The 14,149-nt window shown below is 68.7% G+C and carries 8 protein-coding genes; 4 read left to right on the top strand and 4 right to left on the bottom strand.

The features are described 5' to 3' along the window. Nucleotides 1–27 precede the first annotated feature (27 nt). Nucleotides 28–894, bottom strand: a complete 867-nt coding sequence (locus LZ199_RS40535) for an SDR family NAD(P)-dependent oxidoreductase (RefSeq protein WP_253999164.1) — start codon at nucleotides 892–894, stop codon at nucleotides 28–30. A gap of 109 nt (nucleotides 895–1,003) precedes the next feature. Between LZ199_RS40535 and LZ199_RS40530 the strand changes: the two genes are divergently transcribed. Continuing rightward, nucleotides 1,004–1,912: a LysR family transcriptional regulator gene (locus LZ199_RS40530; RefSeq protein WP_253999163.1), complete on the top strand. Its 909-nt coding sequence runs from the start codon at nucleotides 1,004–1,006 to the stop codon at nucleotides 1,910–1,912. A gap of 148 nt (nucleotides 1,913–2,060) precedes the next feature. Here LZ199_RS40530 and LZ199_RS40525 read toward each other — a convergent pair whose 3' ends face one another. Next, nucleotides 2,061–2,528 (bottom strand): hypothetical protein, encoded by a 468-nt coding sequence (locus tag LZ199_RS40525; RefSeq protein WP_253999162.1) that lies wholly within the window; start codon nucleotides 2,526–2,528, stop codon nucleotides 2,061–2,063. 268 nt (nucleotides 2,529–2,796) lie between these two features. Here LZ199_RS40525 and LZ199_RS40520 point away from each other — a divergent pair, with 268 nt between their 5' ends. Together LZ199_RS40520 and LZ199_RS40515 are read left to right on the top strand one after the other, a co-directional pair. Beyond that, nucleotides 2,797–5,142, top strand: coding sequence for a glycosyltransferase family 39 protein (locus tag LZ199_RS40520; protein ID WP_253999161.1), 2,346 nt, complete (start codon nucleotides 2,797–2,799; stop codon nucleotides 5,140–5,142). A 245-nt stretch (nucleotides 5,143–5,387) separates the two neighbouring features. Beyond that, nucleotides 5,388–5,882 carry a hypothetical protein gene (locus LZ199_RS40515; RefSeq protein ID WP_253999160.1) on the top strand — a complete coding sequence of 165 codons (495 nt, stop codon included), beginning with the start codon at nucleotides 5,388–5,390 and terminating at the stop codon, nucleotides 5,880–5,882. 3 nt (nucleotides 5,883–5,885) lie between these two features. On the opposite strand, the gene LZ199_RS40510 is transcribed toward LZ199_RS40515, so the two are convergent. After that, nucleotides 5,886–8,432: a DEAD/DEAH box helicase gene (locus LZ199_RS40510; protein WP_253999216.1), complete on the bottom strand. Its 2,547-nt coding sequence runs from the start codon at nucleotides 8,430–8,432 to the stop codon at nucleotides 5,886–5,888. 201 nt (nucleotides 8,433–8,633) lie between these two features. On the opposite strand from LZ199_RS40510, the gene LZ199_RS40505 reads away from it, so the two are divergent. After that, a complete protein-coding gene (locus LZ199_RS40505; RefSeq protein WP_253999159.1) occupies nucleotides 8,634–11,336 on the top strand; it encodes a galactose oxidase-like domain-containing protein in 2,703 nt (900 codons plus the stop codon). A gap of 26 nt (nucleotides 11,337–11,362) precedes the next feature. On the opposite strand, the gene LZ199_RS40500 is transcribed toward LZ199_RS40505, so the two are convergent. Further along, nucleotides 11,363–14,101: a bifunctional acetate--CoA ligase family protein/GNAT family N-acetyltransferase gene (locus tag LZ199_RS40500; protein WP_253999158.1), complete on the bottom strand. Its 2,739-nt coding sequence runs from the start codon at nucleotides 14,099–14,101 to the stop codon at nucleotides 11,363–11,365. Nucleotides 14,102–14,149: the final 48 nt, after the last annotated feature.

The following is a 14,149-nucleotide window of genomic DNA, read 5'->3' as shown; positions in this document are numbered from 1 at the left end:
TCCACTTCTCCGCAGAGGACCTGACAGTCAGGGCTTCGCGTCGAACGCTGTCGCTCGGGCGATGGCCTCCATCCGGTCGACGTCGGCCGCGATGAACGCGAGCTTGGCGCGAAGCTGTTCGACCGCGTCGCCCCCCAGAGGCAGCCGGAACGGCAGCGCTTCGCTCGGCCGCGCGACGACGTCGGCGATGGCGCGAGCGGCCTTCGCGGGGTCCCCGGCCTGCTTGCCGTCCATCTGCTTCACCCAGTCGCGCATCTGCCCCACCGTCGCGCCATACGCCTCCATGGCGGGCACGTGTCGGAACGCCGAGCCGAACAGCGAGGTCCGGAAGCTCCCCGGCTCCACCACCAGCACGCGGATGCCCAGCGGCTTCACCTCCTGCGCGAGGCTCTCGGACACGCCCTCCAGCGCATGCTTCGCCGCGCAGTAGGCACCGAAGCCCGGCGCGGTGGAGAGCCCCGCGACGCTGGAGATCTGGACGATGGTGCCGCTCCCGCGCGCCCGCATGTGGGGCAGGACCTCGCGCGTGGTCGTGATGGTGGCGAAGAACATCAACTCCATCGTCGCGCGCAGGGCCTCCTCGTCCGTCTCCTCGACCGCGCCCAGGATGCTGAAGCCGGCGTTGTTGACCAGGACGTCGAGCTGCCCGAAGTGCGAGAGGGCCGCCGCGACAGCCTCACGCACCTGCTCGGGACGCGTCACGTCCAGTTCGATGAGTCGTAGACGCCCATCGGCACGCTCCGCGAGCTCCGCGAGGACCTGGGGCCGTCGCGCGGTGGCGACCACACGGTCTCCGCGACGCAGCACCTCCTCTACGAGCGCGCGCCCCAACCCCGACGACGCTCCCGTGACGAACCAGACCTTGGACAACTGGGATGAAGCTTGGCTGCTCATGGGCGGACTCCCTCGACTTCGAGTTCGCGACACAAGGTAGGGGCCTCGTACCTGTCCGGTTATCGTTGAAATCGCGATGGGTTTTTAAGTTTTACTAAAAGATGGAGACATGAGGGACGACTACTCGGGGCTGACCGCGCTGGCGGCGGTGGCGGACAAGCGCAGCTTCACGGCCGCCGCGACGATGTTGCGCGTGACGCCGTCGGCACTCAGCCAGAGCATCCGCGCGCTTGAGGAGCGGGTCGGCGTGCGGCTGCTCCAGCGCACGACACGGAGCGTGGGACTGACAGAGGCGGGCGCGCGGTTCCTCGCGCAGCTCAGGCCCGCGATGGCCAGCATCCATGCCGCGTTCGAGTCGCTCGACGCGGTCCGGGGTCGTCCGTCGGGGACGTTGCGAATCAACGTGCCACGCCTGGCCATCACCCCCGTGCTCGAACCCCTCCTGGCGGCGTTCCTCGCCACCTACCCGGAGCTCCGGCTCGACATCGTCGTGGATGACGGCCTCACCAACATCGTCGAGCAGGATTTCGATGCGGGCATCCGCCTGGGCGAGACGCTCGACAAGGACGTCGTGGCGTTGCGACTCACGAGTGACCTGCGGATGGCGGTGGTCGGCTCGCCCGCGTATCTCGCGGCGCGCGGGCGGCCGAAGCACCCGAGAGACCTGCACGCGCACGACTGCATCAACTTCCGCTATCTCCGGAGCGGCACGGTGTACCGCTGGGAGTTCACCGACAAGGGCCGCGACATCACCGTCGCCGTGGAGGGGCGGCTGGTCACCAACGACAACGCGCTGCAGGTTCGCGCGGCGCTCGATGGGGTCGGCCTCGCCAACGTCATGGAGCACACGGTGGCGCAGGAGCTGGCCGACGGTCGCCTCATCCGAGTCCTCTCCCGCTTCTGCGCTCCCTTCCCCGGACTGTTCCTCTACTACCCGAGCCGGACCCAACTGCCACCCAAGCTGCGCGCGCTGGTCGACTTCCTGCGTGCTCGGCCCCCGGAGGCCATGCGGCCCTGATTCTTGTCAGGGAGGCCTGGGTGCCGCGCGCCCTGCCCCACGCCGATGCTCCCCGAGCAGGGCGCGGACTTCAGCCCGCTCTACCTGATCCTCAACGTCGCGGGATGGCCAGCCGGCGCACCTCCGGGCTCGCAACTTCTCGTCCAGCTCAGAACCCAAGGTACTCGAGCTCGTCATCCGTCAGCTGATGCAACGGCTGCCGGCTCTTGACCTCTCCCGTCCTGGGGTCGTTGTACAGCTCCGACTCGGGGAGGTTGCGCAGGACCAACTCCAGCTTGCGGATTTGACTTCGCTCCGAGTCGATCATCTCCCGCTCACGGATGATGTTGGCGATGACCCCAGCGGGCACGACGGTGTCACGGGGAGAGCCGCCTTGCGCCTGGTAGGAGACGAAATCAGACTCTTTGTTCTGGTACTGGATGACCAGGGTGGCCAGACGCTCGGGGTCGATTTGGTACTCGTCGCGAATTCGCTGCAGCCGGCCTTCGCGCTCTGCGATGCGCTTCTCAAGTTCCTCGACCTTCTTCCCCATTGCCCCGCGAAGGTCCGGGGTCGTCTTGGTGTTGTAGCGAACGGACTCGAACAGCTCTGCAGGTCGCTCGATGCGATAGCCCATGGTCCAGCTCCTCGTTCGATTCGTCGTATTGGGATGGCCGCGCTGAAGGCAACATGAACCGACTTGGTGGGGGGGCGGCCAGCGAGCCACCGCGCCGACGGCTCGGCCAGCAACGAGCTGACCAGGCTCCGTGCCAAAGGGGGGGGCTCTGATGCGGTCCGGCCATAAGCAGGAGCGGCGCGCCTTCACACCACCTATTACCCTCCACCCGGCCAGGCGAGCACCGACGATTCGGGCGGAAACATCCGCTATGGTTCCCCTCGTGAGAATGAGCCGCCCCCTCCCCCGTGGGCTCGTCCCCCTCGTCCTGCTGGTGCTGTGCGTCGCGCACGTCGCACTGGGGCTGGTGCTGCTCCCCGGGAGCATGTTCGCCAAGTATCCCGACAGCGCCCGCCTGCTGATGACGGACCGGATGCTCCCCGAACAGGGCGCGGACTTCAGTCCGCTGTACCTGCTCCTCAACGTCGCGCTGTCCCCCACTGCGCTGCGGTGGGTCCAGAGCCTCGCGGGCGCCTTCGGGCTCCTCGCTGTCTACGTACTCGGCGCCCGACTGCTGTCGCGAGCGGTGGGCTTGCTCGCCGCCGCGCTCGTCGCGGTGACGACGCCGGTGCTGCTCTATGAGGCCACCCTGGAGCCGGACCTCCTGGTGATGGTGCTCAACCTGGGCGCTCTCGCGCTGCTCGCCCATGCGAGGCCCGGTTTCCGGACGCGCTGGCTGGTGGGCGCGGGCGCGCTGCTCGGCCTCTCCGCGGCCACACGCCCCACGGGGCTCGCCATCCTCGTCCTCGCCTCGGGCTGGGTGCTCTGGGAGACCCGGCACACGGCGCGGCGCACGGGCCTCAAGGTGGCCGGGGTGTTGCTCCTCACGGGGCTCTTCTCCTCCTGGCTGCCCGCGCAGGTCATCCGCGCGACAGTCGGCTCGCATCTCGGCGCGACCATGAGCGCGGGGGCGGTGCTGCACATGGGCAACCGCCCCGAGGGCACCGGCCTGGGCGCCCAGCCCCCCACGCTCATCAAGCAATACGAGGCCCAGCTCCGCTCTCCGGAGCGACCCGACCATGCCCACAGCCTCTACCGCCAGTTCGCGCGCGCGGAGGCCGGTGAGGAGCTCTCCCCCACGCGCACCGAGCTGTACTGGATGCGCAAGACGCTGAACTTCGCGTTGGAGGAGCCGGGAACCTTCCTGGGTCTCGTCGGCCGCAAGCTGGCGTTCTTCCTCTTTGGCCCAGAGGGACATGACCTGGTCGAAGTGCGCCGGGCCGAGGCGGGACTCGCGGGCCTGCCGCTCCTGAATGCCCAGGCCCTCGGGCTGCTGGGACTGGCGGGGCTCGGTGTGTTGTTCGCGCGGCGACGTCCCATCGGGCTCATCGTGCTGTACCTCGCGGCGAGCACCGCGCTGGCCGTGGGCTTCTACGTGGTGAGTCGTTACCGGCTGGCCGCCCTGCCCGCGTGGGCCCTGCTCGCGAGCGCGCTCGCCGTCACGATGTTCGAGTCGCGGCGCCAGCCTCGAGTGCTGGGCGCCATCGCGATGGCCGTGGTGCTGTGCCTCGCGCTTCCGTCGTTCTTCCCCTTCGTCCGTGACGTGGACCGGATGCTGGAGCGCACTGAGGCCGTCGGCAGCCCGGGCGCCGCGATGAGCGAGGCCCTGCGCGCGGGCCACTATGACGAGGCAACCCGAGCCTTCGAGCAGCTCCAGGCGGCGCATCCATTCACCGCGCTCGGCCGTCCCTTGCGCGGCGTCCCCTTCGAGTCACCTGCCGTCGCCGAACATTCCGGGGCGCTGTCCGTGGAGAAGCTCGGAGTAGACACCCCCATGGACCTCTACTTCGCCTCGGAGCTGGCGCGGCGCGCGGGCCACTGTGAGCAGGCGCTAGAAGCGGCGAGGGCGGCCCAGGCCGCAGGCTACCGGGGCGCGCTCTATGACACCTCCCTGGACCCGGCCCTGGTGATAGCGGACTGCCTGCTCGCACGGGGCGACGGCGCGGGGGCACTCAGGGCAGCGAAGGAGTCCCTGGAGCAACGAGGCGGAACGCTGGATGCGCTGGCCTTCGCGGTAGTCGGAGCCGAGGTGCTGCCCGAGGCAGCGGGCGAGCAACGCGTGCGCTGGGAGTCGAAGCTCTTCGCGATGCACGACCTGTTGAGCGCACGACATGCGCGAGGACTGGCGCGCGTGCGCTGGGGCCTGTACGCGGGCGCGCTGGAGGATGCGGACGCGGTGCTCGCCGCCGTTCCCGACCTCGCCGTCACCCACCATCTGCGAGCCGTCGCACTCGCGGGCATTGGCCGATATCCCGATGCGCTTCGAGCCTACGCACGGGCGCTTCAGACCCTTCCGGGATTCAACTTCGAGACCGCACCCCTGGAGAAAGCGGTGGCGGCGGGACTCGCGGCGACTCCCAACGCTCAAGCCATGCTGAATGTGGCCACCGAGCATCACCTCCGCGCGGGGCGCCTGGAACTCGCACGCGAGCTGGCGACGCGCGCGAGCACCCTCGCCCCGAATGACGAGGCCCTCGCGAGGCTCGCCAAGGAGCTGGCCGAGGCGCGCCCCGCCGGAGTCCCCATTCCGCCCCCACCCGCCCCGCCGCAGTCCCGCTCCTCAACGAGCCCCTGAATCGGAGCGAAGGGCCCGAAGGCCGCCGCGTGAGGAACCACGGAGCACGGTCGGCGGAGAGAAGTCCTCGCCTGCGACAGTCGCCTCGAGCGGAACCACGGGAGCGGATTGGCGGCTTGAACGCCCCCCAGACACAGGCCCACGGTGTGTCTCCGCGCCCGCACCCAGCCTCGGTCCGCGCCTTGCAAAACCCCTGTGCACGAGACGCGGCCGACAGTGCCGCTCAGGAGCACAAGGTCATGTGGATGACACGGTGTTGGAAGGTGGCGGCGATGTGCGGTTTTCTGGCCGCGCCCGGGGCCCTGGCGAAGCCGACGACGCTCGCTCAGCCCTCCGAGCAGGCAGACACGACTCCGTCCCTCTTCGACGCGGGGACGCCGGAACTCGATGACCACTTCGCCGGCGCACCCGACGAGATGGCCCCGCCCCGCCTCCGCCACGCCGAGCCCGTGTCCTGCATCGCCGCGCCGGAGGGCCGCCTGTGGGTCGCCTCCACCGAGGAGTGCGGCGACAACGAGTGCATCGACAAGATGACCGTCTTTGTCGGCTCGTGGACCGTCGAGGACGTGGAGGTCAACGTCCAGTGCGACGCCGAGCACGTCATCCTCTCCACCCACGACTGGAGGATGGTCCTCATCCCCGACGGCAAGGGCGACTTCGACGTCGAGGAGTCCACCCTGGGCGAAGAAGAAGCCCCCCTGGCCGGAGGCGAGCTGTCCAAGCCCGCCTCCGAGAGCTGAACCTCACGGGCCGATGCGGCGCAGGATGAGGATGGGGCCCTCGTCCAGCCGCCTGTCCCTCAAATCAATCTCGCAGTCGATCATCCAGTCGCCATGGCCCTCGGGGTCCATGATGCGCTGTTGGACCTCCCAGAGCCGCTTCCCCGACTCCTTGAGGAACGTGTTGGCCGGCTTGCGAGCCTGGGGCGTGAGCACCACGATTTTGTGCTCCTCGTGGTACGGCACCATGGCCTGCTCCAGCTTCGGCGCGGTCCACTCTCCCAGCGCGTTGTCCAGGAGCGACAGCGCATCCGCGTAGCGCTTCTGCCCCAGCGCGCGCAGCAGCCGGTGCAGCTCCTCGCGCACGCGGGCCGCGAAGGCGCGAGGGTCCTCGGTGAGCTCCTTCGGCTTGAGCTCCACGGCCGGCTTCGCCTCGACGACGGCGCCCGGGTTCTTCATCCGCTCCCACTCGTCCACCAGGCTGGAGTCCACCTGACGAATCGTGGCCCGCAGGTGGTCGATGATGTCCTCCACCTCCTCCGTGCGGAAGCGCTCCGGCACCGTCTGCGACAGCGTCTTGTACACGTCGCTGACGTAGCGCAGCAGCACGCCCTCGCTGCGCTGCAGCCCGTACTCGCGCACGTAGTCGTGGAAGGACATGAAGCGCTCGAACATGTCGCGCACCACGGCCTTGGGACGGATGTTCTCCTCGCCCACCCACGGGTGCTTGCGCGCGAAGGCGTTGAAGGTGCCGTAGATGAACTCGCGGTTCGGCTTCGGCCACTCCAGCTTCTCCAGCTCCTCCATCCGGTCGTCGTATTCGACGCCGCGCGCCTTCATCTCTTGGATCTTCTCGCCCTTGAGCTGGTGCAACTGCGCGTAGAGCACCACCTCCGGGTTCTCCAGGATGGACTCCACCAGCGTCACCACGTCCAGCGCGTACGTCTCCGTGGTGGGGTCCAACAGCTCCAGCGTCTCCAGCAGGTACAGCGACAGCGTGTGGTTGAGGCTGAAGTCGTACTGGAGCTCCTGCGCCACCTTCACCGCGGCCCCCGAGCCACCCTCGCCGCGCGTCACCTCCACGATTCCCGCGCCGCGCAGCGTGCGGAAGTCCCGCGCCGCCTCCCTCAAGTGCCTCCGCTTCAGGAAGTCCGAGTCATGGCAGCGCTGGATGAGCTCCACCAGCCGGTGGTAGCCCCCGGTGCCCCGGACGTGGTCGCTCTGGAGCAGGTTGAGAATCATGCCGTGGGACACGGCGAAGCGTGACTCCAGCGGCTCGGGCATGCCCGTCTGCAGCCGCTCGAAGGTGCTCTTGTCGTACTGGACGAAGTTCTTCTGCGGCGGCTTCGCCTTGGGCGTCTTCTTCTTGCCCGCGGCTTCCTTGGCGGCCTGCTTGACGTTCTCGACGACGTACTCGGGCGCCTGGGCGACGACGCTGCCCTCGTTGTCGAACCCCTTGCGGCCCGCGCGACCTGAAATCTGCAGGAAGTCGCGCACGCTCAGCGTGGTGAGCTTCTCGCCGTTGAACTTGAAGAGCTGCGTGAAGAGCACCGTGCGGATGGGGATGTTGACGCCCACGCCCAGGGTGTCCGTGCCGCTGATGACCTTGAGGTGGCCGCCCTGGGCCAGCTTCTCCACCAGCAGGCGGTACTTGGGCAACAAGCCCGCGTGGTGCATGCCGATGCCGTGGCGCAGGTAGCGCTGGAAGTCCTTGCCGTAGGGCGTGTCGAAGGGCGCGTCCATCAGCGCCAGGCGGATGGCCTCCTTCTCCTCCTTGGTGGAGAAGTCCACGCTCATGAGGTTCTGCGCCTGCTCGGCGGCGGCGCGCTGGGTGAAGTTCACCAGGTAGATGGGGTACTTCTTGCGCGCGATGAGGTCCTCAATCGTCTCGTGCAGCGCGGACTCGCGGTAGTCGAAGTCCAGCGGCACCGGGCGCTGGGTGCTGCGCACCGTCGCCACTTCGCGGCCGGTGAGCTTCTGGAGGCTCTCTTCAATGATGTGAGTGGGCCCCAGCGTGGCCGACATCAGGAGGAACGTCGCCTTGGGCAGGGCGATGAGCGGAATCTGCCACGCCACGCCACGCTCCTTGTCCGAGTAGTAATGGAACTCGTCCATCACCACGTAGTCGACCCGGGCGCCCGCGTCGCGCAGCGCCAGGTTGGCGAGGATTTCGGCGGTGCAGCAGATGATGGGCGCGTCGCGGTTGATGCTCGCGTCGCCGGTGAGCATGCCCACGTTCTCCGCGCCGAAGGCATCACAGAGCGCGAAGAACTTCTCGTTCACCAGCGCCTTGATGGGGCAGGTGTAGAAGGAGACCTTGCCCTCGGCCATGGCCTTGAAGTGGAGGGCGGTGGCCACCAGGGACTTGCCCGAGCCGGTGGGTGTCTTGAGGAACAGGTGCTTGCCCGCCAGCAGTTCCAGGATGGCTTCCTCCTGGGCCGGGTAGAGGCTGAGACCGTTCGTGGAGACGTAGCCGACGAAGCGGTCCAGGATGCTGTCAGCGTCGAGCGGGGGCTCCCCTTTCTTGGGAAGCAGGGCGGCGAGCGGCGCTTGGGACTCAGGGGTGTCCATCACCCGGCGGACTCTAGAGCAGCCATCGGTTCGAGTCCGCTGCGAAATCAGACACCCGTGCCCCACGAACAGTCCCGACCCGGACGCGGGCGCCGGGGCTCGGTCCACCCCGCGTCATTGTCCACGCACGCCGGAACGATGTGGCTCGCAGGGCCCGTGCCTACCGTTGCGCGACCTTTCGACCAACAAAGGGGCAGCGTGATGTTCCATCCGTGGCGTCTTGCCTTCCTCGCTGTCTGGGCTTCGCTATCGGTCGCCCAGGCCCAACCCGCCTCCGTGGGCCAATGGACCCCGGTCCAGCAGTGGCCGTACTCCGCCGTCCACACCCACCTGCTGCCCACGGGCAAGGTGATGTTCTTCTCCGAGTTCGGCGACGGAGACACCCCCACGCTCTGGGACCCGGCGACCAACGTCCTCACCACGCTGCCCAAGGCGGGCTTCAACATCTTCTGCGCGGGCCACGCCTTCATGGCGGACGGCCGGCTGTTCGTGGCCGGGGGCCACATCACGGATGACTCCGGCCTGCCCTACGCCGCCATCTTCGACCCGTTCAAGCTCACCTGGACGCGGCTGCCGAACATGAACGCCGGCCGCTGGTACCCCACCGTCACCACGCTCCCCAACGGGGACATGCTGGTGATTGGCGGCGCCAAGGAGGACCGGACCAAGAACCTGATTCCCCAGGTCTGGCAGTCGTCGAAGAACTCCTGGCGCAACCTCACGGGCGCGAGCCTGGAGCTCATGTACTACCCGTGGATGTTCGTGACGAACACGGGCAAGACGCTGATGGCGGGGTACTGGAAGCCCACGCGGTTCCTCGACACGGAGGGCACCGGCGCCTGGTCCTCCGGCCCGCGCACCACCTACGCGAACAGCCGCAACGCGGGCAGCGCGGTGATGTACGACGACGGCAAGGTGCTCATCACCGGCGGCGACAATCCCCCCACCAACAACGTCGAGATTCTGGACCTCAACGCCGCGAAGCCCGCCTGGCGCTCGGTGGCGCCCATGCGTTACGTGCGCCGCCAGCACAACAGCACCGTGATGCCGGATGGCTCGGTGCTCGTCACCGGTGGCCACAGCGGGCCCGGCACGGACAACCCCAAGTTCCCCCGGCTGGAGACGGAGCTGTGGAACCCTGTCACCGAGCAGTGGTCCCTGCTGGCGCCGGCCTCCGCCTATCGCGGCTACCACTCCACCACCCTGCTGCTGCCGGACGGCCGGGTGCTCTCCGCGGGCAGCCGCAACGTGAAGACGATGCAGGTCTTCTCCCCGCCCTACCTCTTCAACGGCCCACGCCCCGTCATCTCGTCCGCGCCGGAGGCCATCGCCTATGGCGAGACGTTCCGCGTCAACACCCCCGACGCGGCCAGCATCACCCTGGCGTCCTGGATTCGCCTGGGCTCCGTCACCCACGCCTTCGACGAGAACCAGCGCTTCATGAAGCTGCGCTTCACCGCCAGCGGCGGTGGGCTCAACGTCGTCGCGCCGCCCAACCCGAACGTCGCGCCGCCCGGCCACTACATGCTGTTCCTGCTCAACTCGAAGAAGGTGCCGTCGGTGGCGAAGATCATCCGCATCGGCGGTGGGGGCACCACGCCGGGCCCGACGGACCCTCCTCCCAACACCGGCTTCACCGCCGTGGCCTTCGGCTCCGAGTGGAAGTACGACGACCGCAACGTCGACCCGGGCGCGACGTGGACGTCGCCGGGCTTCAATGACGCGGCGTGGAAGAAGGGCCTCGCGCACCTCGGCTACGGCGAGACGGACGAGCGGACGGTGATGACGAAGACGACGCCCGCCCAGCCCTCCGTCTACTTCCGCCGCAAGTTCACCATCCACGGCATGGTGGAGCAGGCCACGCTCCAGGTGATTCACGACGACGGCGTGGCGGTGTTCCTCAACGGCACCCAGGTGTTCTCCAAGTACGTCGGCTCCACCGCGCACGGCGCCTACGCCTCCGGCACCAGCGCAGACAACACCCTGAGCACGACGACCATCCCCGGCTCCCGCTTCATGATGGGAGACAACACGCTGGCCGTCATGGTGAAGCAGGCGAACGCCACCTCCAGCGACCTGTCCTTCGACCTGGAGCTGAAGGTGACCACCGACGGCATGCAGCACGACGCCCTCTTCCTGGAGAGCCCCAACGGAGGCGAGACGCTGCGCCCGGGCAACGTGCAGATGGTCCAGTGGATGACCCACGGCTCGGGGGTCGACAACGTGCAGGTGCAGTTCTCGCCCGACAACGGAGCCCACTGGACGCTGGTCGACCCGAGCGTCCCCAACATCGGCTTCTACGAGTGGACGGTGCCGGGCACCGAGACGTCCAACGGCGTGCTGCGCGTCTCGGATGCCTCGCGGCAGGACGTCGAGGACCGCACCGACCTGCCCTTCACCATCAGCCGGACGCCCCAGTTCCGGGCCATCGCCTTCGGCGAGTACTGGAAGTTCGATGACCGCAACGTGAACCCGGGCACCTCATGGACCTCGAACAACTTCGATGACAGCGAGTGGCGCTCGGGCCCCGCGAAGCTCGGCTATGGCGACGGGGACGAGCACACCGTGCTCAACAAGACGACGCCCCTGCAGTCCAGCGTCTACTTCCGCAAGAAGCTCACGCTCGGCGAGGCCATCCGCACCGCCAACCTCCGCGTGCTGCATGACGACGGCGTGGCCATCTGGGTGAACGGGAAGCTCGTCTACTCCCGGTACGCCGACAACGGCCTCGGCCATGGCGCCTTCGCCAGCGGCGTGCTGAAGGACGCCGCCATCAGCACCGCCAGCTTCGACGGCTCCGCCTTCGTCATCGGGGAGAACATCATCGCGGTGATGGTGAAGCAGGCCAACGCCGAGTCGAGCGACGTGGCGTTCGACCTGGAGCTGAACCTGGAAGCCCGTTAGCCGTCGCCCCCGGTCCCGGATGTGCGTCAGAGCACCCTCACCGCTTTGACCATGTCCGGGGCCAGCTCCTCGTGAGCGAGGATGGAGAACCCCAGCCGCTTGCTGACGTTCTGCATGGCGCGGTTGCCCGCGAGGATGTCCGCGACGATTCGCTGCATGCCCCACGCGCGGCCCACCTCCACCAGTCGCCGCAGCATCTCCGAGCCCAGGCCCTGGTGCTGCACCTGGTCGCTGATGAGGATGGCGAACTCCGCGTCGCGAGTTCCCCGCAGCCGCGTCAGCCGCCCCACCCCCAGAATCTCCCCGCCACTCCGCTCGGCCACCAGCGCCATCTCCCGCGCGTAGTCGTTGAAGCAGATGCGAGCCAGTCGCTCGTGCGCCACGCGCGTGCTCAACTGCATCAGCCCCGCATAGCGCAGGAACACCGTCTGCTCGGAGAGCGTCCGGTGGAAGCGCTCCATCTTCGGCTCATCCTCCGGACGGATGGGCCTGAGCATCAGCTCCTCGCCACTCTTCATCCGGAACGGGGCCACGTACTGCTGCGGATAGGGCTCGATGGCCAGCCGGGGCAGCTCCGCTTCCGTCACGTCCGGAGGGTGCAACACCACGCGCGCATCCAGCGCGAGCAACCGCTCCGACGAGGCCAGCAACGGGTTGATGTCCACCTCCTTCACCAGCCGTTGCTCGACGACGAGCTGCCCGAAGCGCACGAGCAGCCGCTCCAGCGCCGGCAGGTCCACCGGCTTCGCGCCACGCACCCCGCGCAGCGCCTGGAGGATGCGGGTCTGCTCCATCATCCGCCGCGCGAGCGTCGTGTTCAGCGGCGGCAGCCCCAGCGCCCGGTCCTTGAACACCTCCACCAGCGTCCCGCCCGCGCCGAAGAGCAGCACCGGGCCGAACTGGGGGTCCAGGCTGCTGCCTACAATCAGCTCGTAGCCGCCCAGCTTCACCATCGGCTGGACGGTGACGCCGTCGAAGGCCTCGCCCTGCCCCAACTCCACCAGTCGCTCGCGGATGCCTTGGAACGCCGCGCGCACCGCCTCCGCGTCCGGCAGGTCGAGCCGCACGCCCCCGACGTCCGTCTTGTGCGTCACGGTGAAGGAGTGGAGCTTGAGGACCACGGGATAGCCGAGCGCCTCGGCCTCGGCCACCGCGCCCTCCTCCGTCGTCGCCAGCCGGGTCTCCACGGTGGGGATGCCATAGGCGGCCAGGAGCTGCTTGGACTCGTGCTCCGTCAGCAGCGTGCGCCCTTGCGCGCGCGCCGCGTCCACCAGTCGCCGGGCCACGTCCCGCCCGCCCGTGGGCTCCTCCGCCAGCGTCGGCGTCTCGTACAGGCCCGCGAGGTTGTACGAGTAGCGCCACATGTAATTGAAGATGCGCGCGGCCGTGTCGGGATAGCCGAACGTGGGGATTCCCGCGTCGTTGAGGATGCGCTCGCCCGCCACGACTTCCGAGCCGCCCATCCAGCTCGCCAGCACCGGCTTGCCGGAGAGCTTCGCGTAGGGCTTGAGCCGGTCCGCCGTCTGCGTGGGCTCCGTCATGTCCTGCGGTGTGAGGATGACCAGGAGCCCGTCGCTGTTCGGGTCCTTCCCCGCCACCTCCAGCGCCTTCGCGTAGCGCTCCGGGTCCGCGTCGCCCAATACGTCCACCGGATTGCCGTGACTCCACTGGGGCGGCAGGAAGCCATCCAGCGCCTTGCGCGTCTCGTCGCCGAGCACCGCCAGCTCACCGCCGCCCGACACCAGCGCATCCGTGGCGAGCACCCCCGGCCCGCCCGCGTTGGTGACGACGGTGAGGCGACGCCCCGCGGGGCGCGGCTGCTTGGCCAGCGTCTCCGCCATGTAGAAGAGGTCGGAGATGGAGTCCACGCGCAGCACGCCGGTGCGGCGGAACGCGGCGGTGAGCACCTCGTCGCTGCCCGTCAGCGTGCCCGTGTGCGACGCGGCGGCCTGCGCGGCCTGCGCCGTGCGCCCCGCCTTGATGACGATGATGGGCTTGGTGAGCGCCACCTCGCGCGCGGCCGAGAGGAAGGCCCGCGCGTCGCCGATGGACTCCATGTAGATGAGGATGGAGCGCGTCATCGGGTCATCGGCCAGGTAGTCGATGAGGTCGCCCCAGCCCACGTCCAGCATGGAGCCCACGGAGACGAAGGCGCTGAAGCCCACCGACTCGCGCAGGCTCCAGTCGAGGATGGCGGTGAGCAGCGCGCCGCTCTGGCTGATGAAGGCCACGTTGCCCGGCCGCGCCATCGACCCGGCGAACGTCGCGTTGAAGCCCGTGGGCGGACGCATCACCCCCAGGCAGTTGGGGCCGATGATGCGCATCCGCGCCGCCTGGGCAATCTGGAGAATCTCCTGCTCCAGCTTCGCGCCCGCCTCGCCCGTCTCCTTGAAGCCCGCGGAGATGATGATGGCGCCCTGCACGCCCAGCTCCGCGCACTCGCGGATGACGTCGGGCACGGCGGGCGCGGGGGTGACGACGACGGCCAGATCCACCGGCTCCGGCAGCGAGCGCAGCGACGGCCACGCGCGAATGCCCAGCACGTTGGGGCGCTTCGGGTTGATGGGATAGACGGTGCCGCCGAAGGGATTGCTGATGAGGTTCCAGAGGACGGTGCGCCCCACGCTGCCCGGACGCTCACTGGCCCCCACCACCGCCACGCTGCGCGGCTTGAAGAGGACATCCAGCGGCTGCCGGGTGCCCTGCTGGTGCAGCACGTTGTAGGAAGGGTCCGACTTCCGGGGGCCAGGCGCGCGCTCGTCCATGAGGGCATCGTCTTTGAAACGACGCGCGCTCGCGCGCAAGCGCTTCGC

Source organism: Myxococcus qinghaiensis (genome assembly GCF_024198215.1).
Taxonomy (GTDB): Bacteria; Myxococcota; Myxococcia; order Myxococcales; family Myxococcaceae; genus Myxococcus; species Myxococcus qinghaiensis.
The sequence above is the reverse complement of the archived record's forward strand: the minus strand, read 5'-3'. Positions and strand labels throughout refer to the sequence as shown.